The 19,177-nt window shown below is 64.8% G+C and carries 21 protein-coding genes; 4 read left to right on the top strand and 17 right to left on the bottom strand.

Translation table 11 applies throughout. The features are described 5' to 3' along the window. The first annotated feature begins 15 nt into the window (after positions 1-15). Complete coding sequence (locus A9762_RS17215) at positions 16-864, top strand: 3-hydroxybutyryl-CoA dehydrogenase (protein ID WP_069343234.1); 849 nt, start codon at positions 16-18, stop codon at positions 862-864. Between the two features lie 101 nt (positions 865-965). On the opposite strand, the gene A9762_RS17210 is transcribed toward A9762_RS17215, so the two are convergent. The 3 genes from A9762_RS17210 to A9762_RS17200 form a co-directional block, all read right to left on the bottom strand. Beyond that, complete coding sequence (locus tag A9762_RS17210) at positions 966-1,952, bottom strand: hypothetical protein (RefSeq protein WP_069343233.1); 987 nt, start codon at positions 1,950-1,952, stop codon at positions 966-968. 222 nt (positions 1,953-2,174) lie between these two features. After that, positions 2,175-2,576 (bottom strand): hypothetical protein, encoded by a 402-nt coding sequence (locus tag A9762_RS17205; protein WP_069343232.1) that lies wholly within the window; start codon positions 2,574-2,576, stop codon positions 2,175-2,177. After that, entirely contained in the window at positions 2,573-4,048 is a 1,476-nt protein-coding gene (locus A9762_RS17200) for a hypothetical protein (RefSeq protein WP_069343231.1), read from the bottom strand. The genes A9762_RS17205 and A9762_RS17200 overlap by 4 nt, the downstream gene beginning before the upstream one ends. On the opposite strand from A9762_RS17200, the gene A9762_RS17195 reads away from it, so the two are divergent. Then, positions 4,047-4,274: a hypothetical protein gene (locus tag A9762_RS17195; RefSeq protein ID WP_069343230.1), complete on the top strand. Its 228-nt coding sequence runs from the start codon at positions 4,047-4,049 to the stop codon at positions 4,272-4,274. The two genes, A9762_RS17200 and A9762_RS17195, sit on opposite strands and share 2 nt — an antisense overlap. Positions 4,275-4,523: 249 nt before the next feature. Here the strand turns inward: A9762_RS17195 and A9762_RS17190 are convergent, their stop codons facing one another. From A9762_RS17190 to A9762_RS17145, 10 genes are all read right to left on the bottom strand, one after another. Next, entirely contained in the window at positions 4,524-5,726 is a 1,203-nt protein-coding gene (locus A9762_RS17190) for a hypothetical protein (RefSeq protein WP_069343229.1), read from the bottom strand. A 176-nt stretch (positions 5,727-5,902) separates the two neighbouring features. After that, positions 5,903-6,850 (bottom strand): nitronate monooxygenase family protein, encoded by a 948-nt coding sequence (locus tag A9762_RS17185; RefSeq protein WP_069343228.1) that lies wholly within the window; start codon positions 6,848-6,850, stop codon positions 5,903-5,905. Between the two features lie 491 nt (positions 6,851-7,341). After that, entirely contained in the window at positions 7,342-8,265 is a 924-nt protein-coding gene (locus tag A9762_RS17180) for an MBL fold metallo-hydrolase (protein WP_069343227.1), read from the bottom strand. Between the two features lie 55 nt (positions 8,266-8,320). Then, a complete protein-coding gene (locus tag A9762_RS17175; RefSeq protein ID WP_069343226.1) occupies positions 8,321-8,752 on the bottom strand; it encodes a MaoC family dehydratase in 432 nt (143 codons plus the stop codon). Positions 8,753-8,815: 63 nt separating this feature from the next. Next, entirely contained in the window at positions 8,816-9,049 is a 234-nt protein-coding gene (locus A9762_RS17170; protein ID WP_069343225.1) for a DUF1289 domain-containing protein, read from the bottom strand. 28 nt (positions 9,050-9,077) lie between these two features. After that, positions 9,078-9,515 carry a thioesterase family protein gene (locus A9762_RS17165; RefSeq protein ID WP_069343224.1) on the bottom strand — a complete coding sequence of 146 codons (438 nt, stop codon included), beginning with the start codon at positions 9,513-9,515 and terminating at the stop codon, positions 9,078-9,080. A gap of 67 nt (positions 9,516-9,582) precedes the next feature. Continuing rightward, on the bottom strand, positions 9,583-10,101 hold the full coding sequence (locus A9762_RS17160) for a YbaK/EbsC family protein (RefSeq protein WP_069343253.1): 519 nt from the start codon (positions 10,099-10,101) through the stop codon (positions 9,583-9,585). Between the two features lie 106 nt (positions 10,102-10,207). Beyond that, the gene (locus tag A9762_RS17155; RefSeq protein WP_069343223.1) at positions 10,208-11,140 is read right to left on the bottom strand and encodes a hydroxymethylglutaryl-CoA lyase; all 933 of its coding nucleotides are present in this window, start codon (positions 11,138-11,140) and stop codon (positions 10,208-10,210) included. Positions 11,141-11,236: 96 nt separating this feature from the next. Then, a complete protein-coding gene (locus A9762_RS17150) occupies positions 11,237-12,181 on the bottom strand; it encodes a glyoxylate/hydroxypyruvate reductase A (protein ID WP_069343222.1) in 945 nt (314 codons plus the stop codon). Between the two features lie 121 nt (positions 12,182-12,302). After that, a complete protein-coding gene (locus tag A9762_RS17145) occupies positions 12,303-12,854 on the bottom strand; it encodes a YaeQ family protein (RefSeq protein WP_069343221.1) in 552 nt (183 codons plus the stop codon). A 136-nt stretch (positions 12,855-12,990) separates the two neighbouring features. On the opposite strand from A9762_RS17145, the gene A9762_RS17140 reads away from it, so the two are divergent. Next, the gene (locus tag A9762_RS17140; protein WP_069343220.1) at positions 12,991-13,827 is read left to right on the top strand and encodes an alpha/beta fold hydrolase; all 837 of its coding nucleotides are present in this window, start codon (positions 12,991-12,993) and stop codon (positions 13,825-13,827) included. Positions 13,828-13,961: 134 nt separating this feature from the next. Here the strand turns inward: A9762_RS17140 and A9762_RS17135 are convergent, their stop codons facing one another. The 3 genes from A9762_RS17135 to A9762_RS17125 all read right to left on the bottom strand — a co-directional run bounded on the left by A9762_RS17135 (position 13,962) and on the right by A9762_RS17125 (position 16,869). Then, entirely contained in the window at positions 13,962-14,339 is a 378-nt protein-coding gene (locus A9762_RS17135) for a helix-turn-helix domain-containing protein (RefSeq protein ID WP_069343219.1), read from the bottom strand. Between the two features lie 595 nt (positions 14,340-14,934). Then, positions 14,935-15,816 (bottom strand): helix-turn-helix domain-containing protein, encoded by an 882-nt coding sequence (locus tag A9762_RS29455; protein WP_083254020.1) that lies wholly within the window; start codon positions 15,814-15,816, stop codon positions 14,935-14,937. Positions 15,817-15,945: 129 nt separating this feature from the next. Beyond that, on the bottom strand, positions 15,946-16,869 hold the full coding sequence (locus A9762_RS17125) for a DMT family transporter (protein WP_069343218.1): 924 nt from the start codon (positions 16,867-16,869) through the stop codon (positions 15,946-15,948). 421 nt (positions 16,870-17,290) lie between these two features. On the opposite strand from A9762_RS17125, the gene A9762_RS17120 reads away from it, so the two are divergent. After that, entirely contained in the window at positions 17,291-18,511 is a 1,221-nt protein-coding gene (locus A9762_RS17120) for a diguanylate cyclase (RefSeq protein WP_240493599.1), read from the top strand. Positions 18,512-18,637: 126 nt separating this feature from the next. Here A9762_RS17120 and A9762_RS17115 read toward each other — a convergent pair whose 3' ends face one another. Further along, the gene (locus tag A9762_RS17115; protein ID WP_139133269.1) at positions 18,638-18,919 is read right to left on the bottom strand and encodes a hypothetical protein; all 282 of its coding nucleotides are present in this window, start codon (positions 18,917-18,919) and stop codon (positions 18,638-18,640) included. Between the last annotated feature and the right edge of the window lie 258 nt (positions 18,920-19,177).

The following is a 19,177-nucleotide window of genomic DNA, read 5'->3' as shown; positions in this document are numbered from 1 at the left end:
CGGAGCAGAGACGACATGACGATTCAGCACGTAGGCATCATTGGCGCAGGCACGATGGGTAACGGCATTGCACAGGCCTGTGCGGTGGCCGGGCTGCCGGTGACGATGGTCGACATCAGCGACGCGGCGGTGCAAAAGGGCGTGGCGACGATTGCCGGCAGCCTGGACCGCCTCATCAAGAAAGACAAGCTCACTGTCGCCGACAAGGATGCCGCGCTCGCTCGCATCGCCACGTCGACCGATTACGCGGCGCTCGCCAAGGCCGACATCGTGATCGAAGCGGCGACGGAAAACTTCGACCTGAAGGTCAAGATCCTCAAGCAGCTCGAAGGCGTGGCAAAAGACGGCGCGATTCTCGCGTCGAACACGTCGTCGATCTCGATCACCAAGCTCGCCGCGATTGTCGCGAAACCCGAGCAGTTCATCGGCATGCACTTCTTCAACCCGGTGCCGCTCATGGCGCTCGTGGAGATCATTCGCGGTCTGCAAACGAGCGACGAGACGCACGCACGTGTCGACGCGCTGGCCCGTTCGCTCGGCAAATCGCCGATCACGGTGAAGAATGCGCCGGGCTTCGTCGTCAACCGCATTCTCGTGCCGATGATCAACGAGGCGTTCTTCGTGCTGGCCGAGAATCTGGCCTCGCCGGAGGAGATCGACGAAGGCATGAAGCTCGGCTGCAATCATCCGATCGGGCCGCTCGCGCTCGCCGACATGATCGGTCTGGACGTCTGCCTGTCGGTGATGAACGTTTTTTACGAAGAGTTCGAAGACTCGAAGTATCGCGCGTGCCCGCTGCTCAAGGAGATGGTCGCGGCCGGCTATCTGGGCCGCAAGACGGGACGCGGCGTCTACACGTACTGAGTGTGATGAATGACCGGCGCGCGCAAGGCGCGCCGGTGTCGATACGCGGCGAGGTCTCGCCTCGCTCCGCGCATCATGACGTCGCGCGGCGACGCCCCCCGTCATGCCCCATCGGCGATTTCGTTCGAGTCCGCCGAAGGTAGCCCCACCGCGTTGAGCGATTCCAGCGAGTTCGACGCGCCGTAGCCGCTCGACGACCCACCCGCCGACCCGCTCGCCCCCGACTCGCTCGACGAGCCTAACGTGGAATCGCTCGTCGATCCCCGATTCGATTTTTTTGCCGATCCGCCCGACGACCCGCGTGAACTCGACGTTCTCGACAGCGATCCTCCGCTACTCATGCTGCCCATGCTGCCGCGACTGCTCAGGCTGCTGCGTCGAGGTCCGAGCGGGCGAGTGAGCGACACGGTGTACGGCTCGCCCTGCCGGTGCCCGATGTCGGCGAACGCGGCGTCGAGCACGCGGCGCGTCTCCATCGGATCTTTTGTCATTGCGAAGCCAACGGCCTTCACCCGGCTCCAGGGGTCGAGCAACACGGTGGTGTCCTGCGCACCCATGATGAGCCCGGCGAAGTTGGTGCCGGTGATGCCATCGGTACCCGGCCCTTCGAAGTCGATCGGGGTGGAGAGTTCGAGCGCGTCGATCAATTCCACGGACTCCGTATACAGCACCAGCGCATGCGGCGAGCGATGCTTCGGCTGCACCGTGATCATGCGAACGCAATCGCCATGCACGCCGCCTTCGATCAGGAAATGAAACAGGATCTCGGCGTTCTCCTGACAAAACGCTTCAGTGCCCGGATTCAGACGGTAATGGCTCGTGGTGACGAAGGCGGCCAGACGCTGTTGCTCGAATAGCGACGCATCGGGCGGCACCTGTTCGAGTGCTACGCGAATGGCGTCGCGATTCTTGAGGATCGAGTAGTCGCGATACGGACGCAGATCCGGTCGGTTGGTGCGCATCAGCTTCATGCGGGAGACTTCGGCATAGGCGCCGAGAATGGCGTTTTGCACGTCGTCGTCGCGCAAATGACTGAGCACGGCGTCGACCTCATGACGATTCAGCGCGATGCTGTCCGGCGTTGTCACCCGACTGTTTCCGCAGCCGCCACCGCAGAGCCGCAGCGGCGCGTGTGCTTCCCATCGGCCCGTCTGAGGGTCGTAAGTCACGGGCACCTGCGCCAACGTGCGTTGTGCAGAGTCGACGAGCCAATGATCGCCACTCGATCCACGCGTGGCGCGGTAGTAACCGGCTTCGCCGCGCAGGTGACGACGCTCGTCGGGGGGGCCGTTCGTCCGTGGTGAGAAGTGTTAGGGAAAAGGGCGAGGCGGCCGCGCGAAGGTGTCGGCGATCGAGTGACGGCGAACCACGTTCCCCGCGTCGACGCCCGCGCCCGAGCCAGAGCTGGACACCGATCCGATCACCGTGTTCGTCGATCCGGACCGGCCGGAGCCGTCCGACGCCCCCGACATCGTGCCCGAGCTTCCTGCACTGCCGACGCTCCCCAGACTGCTCTGACTGCTCATTACCCCCTTGCGCACCGCGAGAGGGCGAGTGACCGACACGGTATAGGGGCTCCCGGTCCGGTGTCCGATATCGGAGAACGCGGCGTCGAGAATGTCGACGGCGTCTTGCGGACTGTCGGCACGAGCGAACGAGATGGCCTTGCTGCGGCTCCACGGATCGAGCAGCACCGTGGTGTCGCGCGTCATGTAGGTGGCCCACGCGAATTGTGAGGAGGAGATGCCATCCTGACGCAGACTGACCCGAGGGTGGGGCGTCGAGGCGTCGAGGCGTCGAGCATGTCGATCAGGCGATGCGACTCGGTGTAAATCACCATGACATGCGGTGAGCGATTCTTCGGCTGCACGGTGATCAGGCGGAGCTGGTCGCTGTCGACGCCATCCTGAAGCAGGAAGTAGAACAGGATCTCGGCATTCTCCTGACAGAACGCTTCTGCCGCAGGATGCGAATAGTAGTATCGCGCCGTGACCTCCGAGGTCAGGCGTTGTTGCTTGGGCAGCGGCAGTCGACGATCGATGTCCTTCATCGCCGTGCGCAAGGCCGCCCGGTGATCGACGATGGAGTGATCGCGCAGGGCGCGCAGATCGGGGCGATTGGATCGAACCAGATGCAGGCGACTGAGATCGGCGAACGCGTTCTGAATGGCCTCCTGTGCCGACTCGTCGGGCAAGTGACGCGTTGCCGCGAAGATGTCGTCGTAGCTTTGCGCAATGCTGTCCGGTGTTGCCGGACGGCTCGATCCGCATCCCCCGCCGCACATACGCAACGGCGCGTGTGCGCGCCATTCGCCGGTCGCCGGATCGAAGGTGATCGGCACCTGCGCGCGTGTCTGGCGTGGCGCATCGATGAGCCAGTGATCGGCGCTGATGCCGGGCGTCGCGCGGTAATAACCCGCCTCGCCCCGCAGGTAGTGATGGCCGTTGACGATGACCAGTCGCGCAGCCTTTTGCGTCGGCAATTCATCTTCGGAGAAGCGTTGTTCGTAGCCGTCCAGATGCTCGAACTCGCCCTGTATCGCAAAGCGGCTCGTGGGCTTCTCGCCCGTCGACAGGTTGTCGGGCGCGCTGACGATGCCGGTGCGATCGTCCTTCGGCAGTTGCCACCGGGGCGCCAGATCCGATGCCGGCGCATCGTACTCGACGGGACGCCTCGGCGGCGCCACGTGAGACGTAATCGAAGTGTCACTGCCGCGTGGCGAGGCAAACTGGGTGATGCCGATCAATTGGTCCGTGGACAGCGGTTTGCCGTCCTCGCGATCGACAGCGATGTCCGAGATCTCGGCAGGCAGACGTAGCCATTGGACTTCCGGGATGAGACCCGTTGTGATGTCGATGGCCGACATCCAGTCTCTGACTTTCCTGCGAACCTCGGGCGAGACTTCGCGGCCAGTCATGAGCGTGTAGGCGTCGGAGAAGGACTCGCCAGTGCTGGAAAAGGGCATGCGTGCGGCGGCCACCGCGCGTACCAGATCGAAGGGCGCGTAGTGGGATTTGATCGACGGCTGTGTGACGCGCTCGATATGCACGGCTTCCCATGTCGGCGTGTCGGGTGGGTTCGCTATGTCGTCGTCGCGCCCTGGCGTTCGCGCGGGTTCTGCGTGATGATCCGGGCGGCGCGGCACCGCCGCCGGCACGGGCATGACGAGGTTCGCGACGAGCATGAGGGCGAAGGCCGCAGGCCAGACGGTGTCGCGGCGCCGACGAGGGCAGGACGTTACCGATGGCGCCGATGGCGCCGATGTCGCGGATGGCGCCGACGAAGTCCACGAAGCGGACGAATGTGTCCGCGATGCCGGTGCCGCGCGGGCCGCGCGGAACGTCCCCGGAAACGATGCGGCGCTGCGCTTTCGCATGACGTGGGGCGGCGAGGCTTGCGGTGCGCCGTAACACGCAGGAATGTGGATGGCGCGACGATGCGCGATCGAAGGCATGGCGAAATCTCCGGGGGAAACGCTGCATTAACGATGAACGGCGGACAGGGCGTGCAGGCTTCACACGATCACGTGGGTGCCGGAATCTCCCGGGACAGCCTCCGCCAATGGACCGTTCGCTGCGCCGGGCATTTGGCCCGACGCGCTACTCCAGCTTGTCGAGCCGGATGCCCCGCTCGACAAGCGACCACTGCTGCCGCTACGGCTACTGCCCGTGCTGCCCAGACTGATCGAACTGCCCCTGCGCGTGCCCAGCGGACGGGTGATGGACACCCGGTACATGTTGCCTTGCCGATGCCCGATAGCCCGTGAGGTATTCGCGTTCTGCGTCGATGTGTGAACGTCGTGCGGATGTCGCAGATGCGAAGGCTTGCGCGTCCTGCTGCACATCCGGGATCTCGTTGGCGACGGCTTCGTCAGATGCAGCGACGGGGGCGCCGTCAGGTAGCGCAGCGGCGAATGGGGCGGGGGGTACGTCGGCACTCATGTCGGGGATGTCGAGGCCAACGTCGGCGATTGCGTCGGACCGTATCGCATCCACCGAATACCGCGATGCATCCAGCACATCGGTCTCGCTTTGCTCGACGACATCGGCTCGCACAGCCGTCGGTTCGGCAACCTCGCGACTCTGTACCGCGGCCGACGAGAGCGCCGGGTTTCCGGGTGCCACGTCGCTGAACTCGCCATCGGCATGCATGGGAATCGTGGCCCCGAGCGAGCGCGGATCGCTCATCTGGATCAGCGATGCGATGCGCTCCGCGATGGGCATCTCACCCTGTGCCGCGTCTGCGGCGAGGTCAGCCACATAGGCGGGCAGACGCAGTCGCTGCACGGACGGCACGAGGCCGGTGATCTGGTCGACGAAGTCGCCGATGCGCTGCATCGTCGCTAACGTGTCACCACCGATCGATTCCCCGCTGACGGCGAAGCGAAGGTCGTCGATGGACTGTCCCAGATGACGGAACGGCGCGCTCGCGGCCCCGACCGCTCTCAGCAGATCCGGGAACGGGTAATCGGTCTTGATGGCGGCGCTTCGGATCGGCAGGATCCTGACGTCATCCTCGACGCTGCCCGGTGTGCCGACGTCAGGCGGCTGGCGCTGACGAAGCCCGCCGGCCGGAACCTCCGGCATCGCCGAGGTGCGCGCTGCGAGATTGGCAACGACGGCGAGTGCGAGTACAGCGGGCCACGGGGACATGCCATCGCGCTGCGAGGTATTGCGAGGGCGACGTGGCGCAGTGCGGGCGTTGAGGGTGTTGGCGCGTTGCGTGATTCGCGAGCCGCGAAAGCGCCGGGGAAACTCGTGTGCACTGTGCGTGCTGCGAGCATTGCGGCGCGGGTCGGATGCGTGTGAGCGCGTGTAGGAGGGCGGGGCGACGATCGCGCGATGGTGGGACACATACGGCATGGGCAGACCTCCGGAAGACGGGCCGGGCATGCGCAGCGTCCACTGCGATACCCAACGCCCGGGGGGAGGAGATTGCCATTGCGAAGCGCGCCGATGCTTGCGATTTGGCCGGGCGCGCTATCGATTTTGACGGCCTGTCCGCTAGTGCGCACTCAGGCCGTCAGCTCGTCAACGCGTCAGCCTGCCAGTCGCTTGCGCGTGTCGTCGTATTCCTGCTTCAGTCGCGCGATGATCTCTGCGGCCGGACGCACGTCGTCCATCAGCCCCACACCCTGACCCGCGCCCCAGATGTCTTTCCACGCTTTCGCCTTGGAGAAGTTCATCGCGGACTTGTCGGCCGTGGGCAGGTCGTCGGGATCGAGTCCCGCATTGAGAATGCTTTGGCGGATATAGTTGCCGGACACGCCCGTGAACAGGTTCGTGTAGATGATGTCATTCGCGCTGGCGTCGACGATGGCCTGCTTGTAGTTATCGCTCGCGTTCGCTTCCGTCGACGCGATGAAGCGCGTGCCGATGTAAGCGAGATCCGCACCCATCGCCTGCGCAGCGAGAATCGAGCCGCCATTGGCGATCGAGCCGGAGAGCACGATGGGACCGTCGAAGATCTTGCGCACTTCACCGACCAGCGCGAACGGCGAGAGCATGCCCGCGTGCCCGCCGGCCCCGGCCGCCACCAGAATCAGACCGTCCACACCGGCTTCGAGCGCCTTGTTGGCGTGACGCAGATTGATCACGTCGTGCAGCACGATGCCGCCGTAGCTGTGCACCGCGTCGAGCACTTCCTTGGGCGGCGCCCGCAGGCTCGTGATGAAGATCGGCACGCGATGCTCGACGCATACGCGCACGTCATGTTCCAAGCGCTGGTTCGACTGGTGCACGATCTGGTTGACGGCCAGCGGTCCGACGACCGCGTCCGGATTCGCCGCTTTGTACGACGCCAGCTCCTCGGTAATGCGCGAGAGCCAGTCTTCGAGAATCTGCGGCTCGCGCGCGTTGAGCGCGGGGAACGAGCCGACGATGCCGGCCTTGCACTGCGCGAGCACCAGTTCCGGATAGCTCACGATGAACATCGGCGAGGCCACGACGGGCAGCGCCAGGTTTTGCAGAATCTTGGGAAGGGCCATGAAGTCTCCTGAATCCGGACGTTCGGCAAGCGGCGCCTGCGGCATCCATCGCACGTAGGGGGCCGTCGCATCGGTGCTGTCTGGGCAAGATGCCTGCCGCTGGAAAGATGAGATACATTCGCGAACGATCGTTCGATTATAGGGGGATTCGGACGTTGCCCGACGGGCGGTCACTCGAAGAAAGCTTCGGTTCTTGCCTCGCGATGTCGCCCCTATCAGGGAAAGTCCTCTTGGGATGTGACCAGACGCTGACTACGATGAAGACGCGTGCCAGGGGACATCGGCATCAGGGTGTCGCAGGACGAGCGCCGCGTTAGCGACCGCAGCGTTCGTCCGGCACGTCACGTCCTCAAACGCCGCTTGCCTCACGGCCAAGCGGCGTTATTTTTTTGCCCCGCGCATTCCGGCCATTCTCGCTATTCCGGCTATTCCCGCGATCCGATCTGCTTCAGTCATCCCGACGGCCGTGTGCCGATGGGCATCCGATCCCGTCAAACGGCGTGCAGCGTGTCCGTCTCGCTCGTATAGCGCAGCGCGCCGGCTTTCGCGAGTTCCGCCACCAGGGTGTCGAGCAGCGCCGGCCAGCCGGACGGCGGCGCGAGCATCGCAGCCGCATTGCGCCACGCGCGTGCGGTGTCGAGGGTCGCCTTGAGCGCCGCGCTCGTCATCTCCCCTTCGGCCATCAGACGGAAGACGATCAGCACCTTGAGGGCGTTGCGGGCATTGCGAGCGGGGTCGCCTTGCAGATAGTCGAGTCGGGAGCGGGCGGCGGCCAGTGCGCCGTCGATATCGTCGAACGGCTTGCCGTGACCGGGAATGACGACCGACACGTCGATCTGTTCGATGAGGTCGAGCACGGCGGCCTGCTCGGCGAATCCCGACTCGCCGTCGAGTTCCGGGAAGATGACGCCGAAGCCACGCTCCCACAACGCATCGCCGGAAATCAGAATGCCGTCGGCCGCGTTGTAGAGCATGAGCGCGTGCGGATCGTGTCCCGGTGCGCCGAGCACGAGCCATTCGTGGTCGCCGAGCGGCACGGTGTCGCCGGGCGACAGGGTGTCGTCGAACGTGAAGCGCGCGCATTGCTGACCGGTCGCTTCGAACGACAGGCGGCGCTCGTCCCAGTGACGCACCGGATCGGCCTCGGCCGCCGGCACCCACGTACGGCAACCGTAGCGCGCCTGGAGTGCGGCGTTGCCGCCGCAGTGGTCGGAATGCAGATGCGTATTGATGAGGCGCGCAAGCGGCCGGCCTTCGGGCAGCGCGTGGGCGACCAGCGCGAGCGTCTGTTCCGAATGGCTGACATAGCCGCTGTCGATGAGCGCGGGGTCGTCGCCGGAGAACAGCACGTTGTTCGATGAGAGCCAGCCGCGCTCGAACACGCGCAGCCCGGCGGGCAGGGCAAGCGAGGTCATTGGGCGTATCTCATGGCGTCGTTGGGTGACGGACAGGGGGACTGGATCGCCGCGCTCACGCCGGCTTGGCGCACACGAGGATCTTGGCCGTGGCGGCGATCACCGTCTCGCCGTGCTGGTTGACGGCTTCACCGTCGAGCGAAACGATATCGCCCGCGAGCTTCTCCTTCCACAGACTGTCGGTGACGGTCCAGCGCACGGTGATGTCGTCACCCGCATGCACGGCGCGTCGCAGCTTCATGTCGAATTCGAGCCCGAGCGGTTGCGCCGTCTTCGAGTAGTGCGTGGCGAGCAACGCGGCGAGATAGGACATTTGCTGCGTGCCCGACGAGATCAGCCCGCCGAAACGCGGATCGGCGGCGGCGTATTCGGCGTCGAGATGCAGCGGATTGAAGTCGTGCGCGAGCGTGGAGAACTCACGGATCGAATCCGGCGAGAAATGATGACTGGCGGAGAAGGTCTCGCCGACGGTAACGATTTTTCCCATATGCGATGACTGAAAGTTGGGGCGATGCGCTCAAGGTGCCATCAGGCGGCGCTCATGCGTCGTTCATGTGTGGTTCTTGCCCGCGATCACGCGACGGTACATCTCGGGCGGCGGTTCGTGTTCGGCGCGTCGTGCGGGCAAGCGCGACCAGACGAGCCGCTTCGCGTCGTCCGTCATCGTCGACCACGACGCGATCTCGTCGATGGTGCGCCAGCATCCCGAGCACCAGCCCGTCGCTGGATTCATGCGACAGATGTTGGTGCAGGGCGAGGGGACGGGCGCGTCGGGAGCGGTCATGTGCAGGTCGTGAGGATGAACGATGGCGTCAGACAGGCAGCCCGAGTTTGGCGGCTTTCTCGCGCAGCTTGCCGTGAAAGCGTTCCTGATCGACGATGACGCGCTCATGCGTGCCGGCGCTGACCTTGTCGAGCCCGTCCCACGCTTCGACTTCGAAGCGCAGCGTGCGGCCGGTGACGTCGACCAGCTTGCCCTGAATGCGCAGCGTGTCGCCGGCCGGTGTCGCGGCCAGATGCGAGAAGGAGACGAGCGTGCCGAGCGACTGCTCGCGCGGCCAGTCGAGATACGGACGAATGGCTTGCAGGCACGCGCATTCAAGAATGCCCGCAAGATAGCCGGTTGCGAGGACCGCAGGCATCTCGCGGCAGAGTTCGACGTCGTCGTAGAGTTCGGGCACCACGGCTTTCTTCGGCACGCGATACGTCCACTCGAATGTCAGTCCCGGCACAAGTTCGGGGCTCGGCATGGCAGGTCTCCTTGAGGTTGCTGTCCTGACTGCGCGATGACGTTGACCGGCGCCTGACGATGGCCGGTCAGGCGCGCAGGGCGACGTCGACGACCGGTGCGCCCGTCATGGCCACCAGTTGCTGCGGCGTGAGGTTGAACACGGCGTGCGGATGGCCGGCCGCAGCCCACAGGCTGGCGAGCTTCAGCAGGTCTTCGTCGATCAGCGTGACGGGCGACACCACATGCCCGATGGGGCTGACGCCGCCGATCGAGTAGCCGGTCTTCTCCTTGACGAAGCGAGCGTCGGCGCGTGCGAGCTCACCGACTTGCGCGGCGACCTTCTTCTCGTCCACACGATTGACACCGCTGGCGATGACCAGCACGGGGGTGTCGTCGGAGGCGCGGCGGAAGATGATCGATTTCGCGATCTGCGCGACTTCGCAGCCGAGACCGGCGGCGGCTTCGGCAGACGTCTTGCCCGTGGCCGGCAGCAGGACGATGGGCTGATCGTGGCCCATGCCCGCGAGCAGGCGCGCGACGTGTCGTGCGCCTTCGGGCAGGTCTTGTGCGTCGGCGGATTCGGAGAGGTGCGGGGTTTCGCTCATGATCGGGTCCATTGGCCTCGCGCGGTTCGTGCGAGGCGTAATCAGTGGATGCAGTGGATGCAGCAGATACAGCGCATGCAAAGCGACGGGGCGTGACGCAACGGTGTCACGCGCCGGCGGCGACGTCCTTCATCTTGGCGAGCATCGCCCGGCCCACGCGCGACGCGTTCGGGCGGCCGATGGCCTGAGAGATGTAATCGCCGGTATGCACCACGGCTTCGAGGTCGATCCCCGTCTCGATGCCAAGGCCTTGCAGCAGATACAGCACATCTTCCGTCGCGACATTGCCCGTCGCGCCCTTGGCGTACGGACAGCCGCCGAGACCGGCGACGGACGAGTGGAAGATCGAGATGCCCGAGAGCAGGGCAGCGTAGATGTTGGCCGTTGCCTGACCATACGTGTCGTGGAAGTGACCCGACAGGCGTTCGATGGGGAACACTTTGGCGCAGGCTTCCATGACTTCGCGGGTGCGCGAGGGCGTGCCCACGCCGATGGTGTCGGCAATGTCGATCTCGTCGCAGCCGAGCGCGGCGAGTCGTTGGACGACATCCACCACGCTGGCGACCGGCACTTCGCCCTGATACGGGCAGCCGAGCGCGCACGAGATGCTGCCGCGCAGACGCAGGCCTGCGTCCTTGGCGGCACGCGCGACCGGTTCGAAGCGCGTGATGCTCTCTTCGATGGAACAGTTGATATTGCGCTGCGAGAACGCTTCGCTCGCGGCGGAGAAGATCACCACTTCGTCGGCTTTCGCGGCCACTGCGCCCTCGAAGCCCCGCATGTTCGGCGTGAGCACGGAGTAGATCGTGCCCGGACGACGCGTGATCCCGGCCATCACTTCGGCGCCGTCGGCCATCTGCGGCACCCACTTCGGCGAGACGAACGACGTCGCCTCGATATTGGCGAAGCCCGCAGCGGACAGACGGTCCACCAGTGCGATCTTGATATCCGTGGGGACGGGCTGCTTCTCGTTTTGCAGGCCGTCGCGCGGGCCGACTTCAACGACTTTCACACGTTGCGGCAGATGGGATGCGGACATGGGGATCGGTCTCCTCTGATTCCTCTGTTTCGTCTGATGGGGCTCGGCAGCGGCGTCCTGGATGTTAAGTACGTGATGGACGGCGCGGGCGGTAAATCAGTAGCCGCGCGTCAGATCGACGATGCCGGTAATCGTTTCGCCCCGCGCCAGCGCGGCGATCTTGCCTGCGATCTGCGCGACGGTTTCGTCACGCAGCGTCAGCGCCGAGATGTGCGGCGTGACGGTGACGCCAGGCGTACGCCAGAACGGATGCTCGGCGGGCAGCGGTTCGGTGCGGAACACGTCGAGCGTTGCCCCGGCGATCTGACCGCTTGCCAGCGCCGCGAGCAGGTCGTCGTCGACCAGATGCGCGCCGCGTGCGACGTTGATCAGGTACGCGCCCTGCGCGAGTTTGGCGAACAGTCCGGTGTTGAGGACATCCACCGTCTGCGGCGTGAGCGGCAGCAGATTGACGAGAATCCGCGCGCCATGCACGCACGTGTCGAACCCGGCCTCGCCGTGATGCAGTTCCACACCGCTGTCGTCGTGACGCTCGCTCCGGCTCCAGGCGCGCACCGGGAACCCGAAGGTCTTCAGCGCGCGGGCGACGTGTGCGCCCAGCGTGCCGTAGCCGAGGACCGCGACGGGGAAGTCCGCGAGCCGGTTCGGCTTCTGGAATTTCCATTGCGTTTGCGCTTGTTGCGCGTCGAAGTCGTCGAGACGACGGAAGTAACGCAGCGCGGCGGCGCTCACATACTGCGCCATCTGGTCGGCCATGCCGGCATCTTCCAGGCGCACGAGCGGCACGCCGGCGGGCAGGCGATGGGCGTCTTCGCCACGGCTGCCCAGCACGCCATCGACGCCGGCGCCCATGTTGAAGATGGCCTTGAGCCGCTCGCGCGGTTGCAGGACTTCGGCGTTGGGCTTCCAGAGCACGAGATAGTCGGCGGGCGCGGTGTCGCCCGGCTGCCAGCCGCGGATATTGGCCTGCGGCAGATGCTCGGCAAGACCGGTTTCATAGGCGGCAGTCTTGCCGTCCGGCGAGTAGATGAGGATGTCCATGAATTGCAGGGGCCGCCGGCGCGGTCGCGTCGACTCGATTTACGTTAACGTCAAGTGTAACGCAGCTTCCGGGTCGTCGCGTATCGGGGAGGGGCCCGAGAGATTCAGGAGGCGGGGGCGGTCAGCGCGTCGTGGCGCTACGCAAGGTTTCGAGCTTGACGGCAAAGTTGTGATTGTCGTCGGCCACCCAGACCTCGCCGTCCTGAATCGTGCATTGCAGGCGCATGGTGCGCGACGCGAGCGCCGTCAGCGCTTCGGCCGATTCGTCGGCGAGCATGCGCACGCTGAGGTTCGACAGGCGGTTGATCTGCGATTCCGTCGCCTGCCACCAGACGGCCGCCGGCTTGCCGCCGTAAGCGATGACATCCACGTGCTCCGCGCGCCCCGAGGCTTTGACGAGACGGCGGGCGTCGGGCTGGCCGACGTCGATCCAGCGCACGATGTCGCCGCCGAAGTCGTGTTCCCAGAGATCGGGCTCATCGGCGGTAGAAATGCCTTTGCCGAACGAGAGACGCTCACCTGCATAGAGCATGAACGCGAGCACGCGAACCATCATGCGCTCGTCGGTTTCCGACGGATGACGGGCGATCGTGAGGTTATGGGAGGCGTAGTAATGGCGGTCGAGGTCGGTGATCTGCACCTCGGCCTTGTAAATGGTGGCTTTGAGTGCCATACCGGGAGACCGCAGGAATGAAGAAAGTCGCAAGCATACACCAGCGTACGGTGTGCCCTGCGACAGCGCGTTCGGCGCCGCATTCGCCGCCCAAGCTCGCTATACTGGCGACTTCGTCTTACCAGAAGCATCCCCCATGCCGGTTCCTGCACCGCAAACCATCGACGTCAACGGCTATCCCATGGCCTACGTCGAAACCCCCGCACCTGCCGATGCCGTCGGCGCCCCGTTAGTGCTGGTCCACGGGTCGCTCTGCGACTACCGTTACTTCAAACCGAACATGGCTCCGCTGGGACAGCGTCGGCGTGTCATCTCGGTGAGTCTGCGCCACTATTTCCCCGAAGCCTGGAATGGCCACGACGGTTCCTTCTCCGGCGAGCAGCATGCCGAAGATCTGGCGGCGTTCATCACGGCGCTCGGCGTGGGTCCGGTTCACGTCCTCGGCCACTCGCGCGGCGGTTATGTCGCGCTGCGCACCGCCTTGCTCGCCCCCGACACCGTGCGCTCGCTGATTCTGGCCGATCCCGGTGTCGAGATCAGTGGCGGACCGATACAGGTGCCGCTCGATAGCGAACGCGGCAATTTCCGTCAGAAGGCATTGGAAGCGATCGAGAGCGGCGATGTCGACGGTGGGCTCGCGCTGTTCATCGACACGGTCAGCGGCCCCGACACATGGCGCCGCATGGTGCCGTGGTTCAAGCAGATGGTGCGCGACAACGCCCGCACCCTCATCGGTCAGGTGGCCGAGCCTCGCACGCCGCTGCCGATCGACGCCCTGGGCGCACTGCACGCGCCGGTGCTGCTGATGGGCGGCGCGGAGAGTCCGCCCCCCTATCCGGACGTGCTGAACGCGCTCGCGCACGCCATGCCGGAAGCCCGCCGCATGCTGATTCAGGACGCTTCGCACGGCATGAACCTCGCCAATCCGATTGCGTTCCATCTCGCCGTGGACGCCTTCCTCGGCAACGACTGAGCGTTTGCGCGCCGCGCGCCAGGCACCGATGTGCCATGCGCGGCCCGTCGTCCGTCGCCAATGCCCGTCGAGCCGGTCGTGCCCCGGTGACGTCGGGCGCGGCAAGTCTGCTGCGGCGAATACGCGTGTCGCTGTCATTCGTCGCGCAACATACCGTGCCCCAGTCGCAGGCTCAACGTGCGCACCAGATCGGCCATCCATGCCTGATCGCGATCCGACAATTTCTGCATCGCACGATTGAGCGACGGATACGGATCGCAGGGCGCCGCAACGCCCGCGTCCGCTACCAGACCGCCCGACGCGTCGAACGCCAGCAGCTCGTGCGGCGGCAACCCCAAGGTGTCGGCCAGAATGCAGATGTTGCGCAGCGAAATGTTGCGTTTGCCGCGCTCGACACCACTCAGATAGGAACGCGCCAGACCGCTCTCCAGCGCAAGCTTGTCCTGCGCCCAGTTGTACTTCTTGCGCAAACCGGCGAGATGTCTGCCGAATCGGAATAAATTGGTGTCCATAAAAAAGTTTCCTTGTTAGGGACGAGAAGATTGGAACAAAAATCCGGCATCGGGGGCGGTGCCTCGGGTGTCCCTCGTTTGTGAGGCACGAACTACCGGGTGCGCCTCGCAGATTTTTTGTGGACTTTCGGAGAAGGCACAACGAGCGCTGTCGTCCCGACGATATGGGTGGCGCTATTTCGCGTACCGCGTAATCACGCGGCGCTTCGTCCGATGGAGGCGAAGCGTGTGGCCGCCTTTGCGTCAACCCGCGCCGCGCAGTGTGACACTGGTCTGACCGGATGAAGTAGAGCGGGGATTCTGAAAGGTTCCGCGTTGGGATGTCACTCGATGTTGACGGGCTGAGCCGGATGTTGTGTCGAGCCGTGCGAAATTGCCGTAGCCGTCGAAGCGCTGTCATTCCTGTCGCCATTGACGTGCGCGCTCGCATGCGCTGTCACGACGCGACGCATGAATGCAAGCGTCGCGCACGTCTGGGCTGATTATTTCTAATAGGTTAAACAGTGACTCTTACGAGACGAATGTGCGCGTCGTGCCCCCGATAACGCAGGGGGACTTTGCGCGATGTCCTAAGAATCAATTGCTGCAGAATCGCTCACTCGTCGTCGTTGCGACGCATACGCAACGTGTCGTCATGCGGGCGTCCCTCGGATGTGCTTGGACGTGAGGCGTCCGAAGGCACCTGTCGCACGTTCATGGGATCGCCGATGGGTGTCACCTTGCCGACGGCACCCGATGCGTCGACAGTCGCCGACGGACGGGCAGTTTCGGTATCGCTGAGTGGCGCGCTGGCAGCGTAGCTCGCTTGTGCCGATGTCTGCGACGGTGCGGATGTGACGAGCGGGCGGTGTGTCGGAAAGCGCGATTCGAAATCCGGACGGATCGGCGTGCGTGCCGGACCGCCGTCATATGGCGGGCGGGGCAGGCCGGTGTCGGTCGTCATGCGCCGCTCGTTCGCTTCGTCTGCGTCGTCGCCTGTGGCGCCTGCCTCGTCTCCGTCCCCGTCGCACAGCGTGTCGAAAGCGTTGCGATCTTCGGCGAAGGCAGGCGCATGGGCATCGCCGGAAGGTTGCGCATGAGCCTCCGCACTCACCGCCGCACCGGCGGGCGGCGTGGCATGACTCAGGCGGGAACTGAGGCTTCGAATGATTTCCGCGAGCCAGACCTGATCGCGGTTTTCGAGTTTGCACAGGGAACGGCTGATTTGCGGCAGCGGCGTGCGCTCGGACTGCATGGCGACATCTTCGGCGCCTGCCGATGCCTGAGCGAAGCGCAGCATCTCGGACGTGGGCACGCCGAGTGTGTCTGCCAGCACGCAGATGTTGACGAGCGCGACGTTGCGTCTGCCGCGCTCGATACCGCTGACGTAAGAGCGTGCCAGACCGCTCTCGAGCGCCAGCTTCTCCTGCGACCAGCCGCGCGCTTTCCGCAGGCGGGCCAGGTGGTCTCCGAACAGCGCGAGTGGATTCGTTTGCATGGCGGGACTCCGTTGACGAGTCACACAGCGTAATCAATCCCCCCGCGCCTTGCGACGTTATATCGCTCTACTCCCCATGCGTTACAGCCGGGCCTCTATAAAGAGTCGGCGACGCTGATAGCGCAAAATTTATCGGACACTTCCCAATTCATCCGCGATAGCAGGCATCGGTTCACGCGCTTTGCGAATCGGCCGATGCCAGTTTTCGCCCAGTGTCACACCACCGAGAATCAGCGCGCCGCCCGCGAGGTGATACACCGCGAGATGCTCGCCGAGGCCGAAGGCGGCGATCAATGCCGTAAAGATCGGCACCAGATTGATGACGACGGTGGCGCGGCGCGGTCCGATGCGTGCCACCCCGACCATCCAGATGAACGGTGCGATGACCGAGACCGGGATGGCCGCGAAGGCCAGCTCGGGCAGGTTATCCATGGAGATGCCGGCTTTCTGCGAGATCAGATAGAACGGCAGCAATGCGATGACCGCGAACGTGATTTGCGCGTAGAGCGACGGCAGCGGCGCGAGCGGCAGATGCCATTTGCGCAGCAGCACGCAGTAGAACGCGTAGGCGAGCATGGCAACGACCATCATGGCGTCACCCACGCCGATGCCCTGATCGGCCAGATGCAGCAGCGAGCCATGGCCGACCACCAGCAACACGCCGCCGATGGAGAGCAACCCGCCCGCCAGCGCGCCGGCGGTGAGCGCGTCGCCCAGCATCACGACGGCCAGCGCGAGCGTGGTGAGCGGCAGCAGCGCCAGAATGATGCCCATGTTGGTGGCACTCGTGTAATGCGCGGCCGAGTAGGCGATGCCCTGATAGAGCGCCATGCCGAGCACGCCGAGCGTGGCGTACTGCGCCACGTGCGGCACCAGATCCCGGCGCGCGCGCCACAGCTTGGGCAAGGCGAGTGGCGTGAGGATCAGCCACGCGGCAAACCAGCGCAGAAACGCAATCTCGGCGGGAAAGATGTGACCTACGGCGAGCTTGTTGACGATCACGTTGGCCGACCAGATAAGGACGGCTGTCAGCGGCAGAATGAAATTGGCCATGATTCGATGCAGTGTGCCGGTCGGGTGGCCGACCGGCGGTGAAGTGCGAACTGGAGCAGATTGTCCGCCCGAACCGTGACCGTCACATAGCGAATTTCAGACAAAAGATAAGGGTTTTCAGACGCGACGTCCGACCCGTCGAATCGCGTCTGATATCGGCGAGGGGGATGCGCGGCCGCTCGGTGCCCACCCGTCGCCAAGCGGTTGTTCACTCGCCGCGTCACCGCCGTTTGCCCGCTGCTCACCTGCTGCTCGCCCGCCGGTGGCCCCCCGCCCTTGGCCGCAGGTAAAATGGCGCTTCCGGGCCTTCCACGTAGCGTACGTAGCGTTTGCGCGACGTCGGCAATCCCCGGTCCCACGGTGCGATGGCATCGTGCGCGTTTCGTGATTCGTGATGGGTGATCGGAGCAGCATGGTGTCAGTGAGTCAACAAGACCGTCAGGCACGTGCCGACGGTACGCAACAACGCCACACGGCGTCGCCTTCGTCTTCCTTGTCATCCGCTGCGGGTATCGATCCGGCGTTCGCGGGGAAGGGCAAGCGGTTCGTGCGACGCATCTATCGTCTGCGGACCATCGGTCTCGGCATTGGCTTTTTCTGTGTCGCGGGTGTCTTCTACCGGCAATCGCCTCCCACCTCGCTCTGGCTCTGGGCGCTCGTTATTTTCCATGGCTTCCTCTGGCCGCATCTGGCATGTACGCTGGCGCTCTCGCGCCCGGTGCCGTATCGCGCCGAACGCGCGAATTTGATGATCGATGCGGCGTTCGGCGGCTTCTGGGTTGTCGCGATGCAATTCAATCTGCTGCCCAGCGTGGTCGTGCTCGCGATGATGTCGATGGACAACATCGGTGCGGGTGGCGTGCGGTTGTTCCTTCAGGGGTTGCTTGCGAATGTGGCGGGTGGACTGATCGGTATTGCCGTGCTCGGCTTCATGTGGTCGCCGGCGTCGGACACTTTCAATGTCGTGACCAGCTTGCCGATGGTGATTCTCTATCCCATTGCACTCGGCAAGGTGACTTACGATCTGGCGCAGAAACTCGCGCAACGCTCGCGTGAGATGGAGCATCTGTCGCGACACGACGGGCTGACCGGTCTGCTCAATCGCCGTGCATGGGAGCAGCGGTTGGCCGAGGTCCATGCGCATTGCGTGCTCACCGGGCAACCGGCGTGTCTGGTGCTGATGGATCTCGATCACTTCAAGCGCATCAACGACACGCTTGGGCATGCCGCTGGCGACACCGCGTTACGACGCTTCGCCGGACTGCTGCGTCAGCGTCTGCGAGACATCGACGCCGTGGGGCGCTACGGCGGGGAAGAGTTCGGTGCGGTGTTGGTCAACACCGGCGAAGTGGCGGGACGCGATTTGATGCATCGGCTGCTCGCCGACCTGCGCGCCCGCGTGGCGCAGGCCGAAGCGACGATGTCGTCGGAGGATGCTCAGCGGGTCGCGCTGGCCGAGTGCACGGTAAGCATCGGACTCGTGCCGTTCTGCACGGCATTCGATACGCCGCAGGCGTGGCTTCAGCAAGCTGACCGGGCGTTGTACCGGGCAAAGCGTCAGGGGCGCGACGGGATGGTGGTGCTCGATTCCAGCGCGTATCGAGATCGGGCGGATGGTACGGAAGCCACCGCTACGCCGTAACACGGACGAGTCATCGCTGCTGTGCGGCGTTGGAACGATGCTGAGCGGGACTGGAAGAGGGGCGGGGAGAGCTGACGATTTGAAGGGGCTGACGGCGCATGCGCGGCCGACAGCCCACTGCGCCGATCAGCGCGCGCAGAGGCGCGTGAATGCGCCGCGCAATGCGGCCGGCAGCGCGGCAGCAAAGCTGAACGGACGAGCCAGGGCTGCGAGCCCCTCGCCATTGAGCACCCGGGCACCTTCCAGATGCGTTGCCAGGACGCAGAAATCTTCGCGGCGCATACCTACGCGCTGACAGGCGTGATCGAGTTGCTTCAGGTCGTTCGGGTGCAGCGTGATGGTGAGGGTAACGCGCTCTAGGTCGGTGTTCATGACTTTCAATTTTCTCTTTTTCAAAACATCGGGCATGACGCTCTGATGAAGCGCATGCCAAGCGCCTGTGCGATAACGCAGGCGAGCCGGATCCGACTGCGCTGGATCGGCCGGTACGGCGAACGTCGCGGATACAACGAAGGAACGGCATCGCGTCATCGTGACGACGAGGTCGGTTCCGACGAGGCACGCGAAGTGTGATCGTGGCGTCGGTTGTCTTATGCAACACGTGGGCAATACGAGGCTGTGGGCGCGCAATCCGCCGCCTGAGTGATGCGCGGGCGGCGGTACGGC

The sequence above is a fragment of the Pandoraea sp. ISTKB genome (genome assembly GCF_001721285.1).
In the GTDB taxonomy this organism is placed as follows: Bacteria; Pseudomonadota; Gammaproteobacteria; order Burkholderiales; family Burkholderiaceae; genus Pandoraea; species Pandoraea capi.
This window is presented reverse-complemented; position numbering and strand designations above follow the sequence as displayed.

Excerpts from the sequence above, each read along its gene's own strand:
- A9762_RS17150 (WP_069343222.1), bottom strand. The coding sequence starts at position 12,181 with ATGGACATCCTCATCTACTCGCCGGACGGCAAGACTGCCGCCTATGAA.
- A9762_RS17155 (WP_069343223.1), bottom strand. The coding sequence starts at position 11,140 with ATGTCCGCATCCCATCTGCCGCAACGTGTGAAAGTCGTTGAAGTCGGC.
- A9762_RS17115 (WP_139133269.1), bottom strand. The coding sequence starts at position 18,919 with ATGCCCGATGTTTTGAAAAAGAGAAAATTGAAAGTCATGAACACCGAC.
- A9762_RS17190 (WP_069343229.1), bottom strand. The coding sequence starts at position 5,726 with ATGCCGTATGTGTCCCACCATCGCGCGATCGTCGCCCCGCCCTCCTAC.
- A9762_RS17165 (WP_069343224.1), bottom strand. The coding sequence starts at position 9,515 with ATGCCGAGCCCCGAACTTGTGCCGGGACTGACATTCGAGTGGACGTAT.
- A9762_RS17125 (WP_069343218.1), bottom strand. The coding sequence starts at position 16,869 with ATGGCCAATTTCATTCTGCCGCTGACAGCCGTCCTTATCTGGTCGGCC.
- A9762_RS17145 (WP_069343221.1), bottom strand. The coding sequence starts at position 12,854 with ATGGCACTCAAAGCCACCATTTACAAGGCCGAGGTGCAGATCACCGAC.
- A9762_RS17170 (WP_069343225.1), bottom strand. The coding sequence starts at position 9,049 with ATGACCGCTCCCGACGCGCCCGTCCCCTCGCCCTGCACCAACATCTGT.
- A9762_RS17200 (WP_069343231.1), bottom strand. The coding sequence starts at position 4,048 with ATGCTCGTCGCGAACCTCGTCATGCCCGTGCCGGCGGCGGTGCCGCGC.
- A9762_RS17215 (WP_069343234.1), top strand. The coding sequence starts at position 16 with ATGACGATTCAGCACGTAGGCATCATTGGCGCAGGCACGATGGGTAAC.
- A9762_RS17185 (WP_069343228.1), bottom strand. The coding sequence starts at position 6,850 with ATGGCCCTTCCCAAGATTCTGCAAAACCTGGCGCTGCCCGTCGTGGCC.
- A9762_RS17135 (WP_069343219.1), bottom strand. The coding sequence starts at position 14,339 with ATGGACACCAATTTATTCCGATTCGGCAGACATCTCGCCGGTTTGCGC.
- A9762_RS17140 (WP_069343220.1), top strand. The coding sequence starts at position 12,991 with ATGCCGGTTCCTGCACCGCAAACCATCGACGTCAACGGCTATCCCATG.
- A9762_RS17175 (WP_069343226.1), bottom strand. The coding sequence starts at position 8,752 with ATGGGAAAAATCGTTACCGTCGGCGAGACCTTCTCCGCCAGTCATCAT.
- A9762_RS17195 (WP_069343230.1), top strand. The coding sequence starts at position 4,047 with ATGAGGGCGAAGGCCGCAGGCCAGACGGTGTCGCGGCGCCGACGAGGG.
- A9762_RS29455 (WP_083254020.1), bottom strand. The coding sequence starts at position 15,816 with ATGCAAACGAATCCACTCGCGCTGTTCGGAGACCACCTGGCCCGCCTG.
- A9762_RS17160 (WP_069343253.1), bottom strand. The coding sequence starts at position 10,101 with ATGAGCGAAACCCCGCACCTCTCCGAATCCGCCGACGCACAAGACCTG.
- A9762_RS17205 (WP_069343232.1), bottom strand. The coding sequence starts at position 2,576 with ATGACGCGCGACACCACGGTGCTGCTCGATCCGTGGAGCCGCAGCAAG.
- A9762_RS17180 (WP_069343227.1), bottom strand. The coding sequence starts at position 8,265 with ATGACCTCGCTTGCCCTGCCCGCCGGGCTGCGCGTGTTCGAGCGCGGC.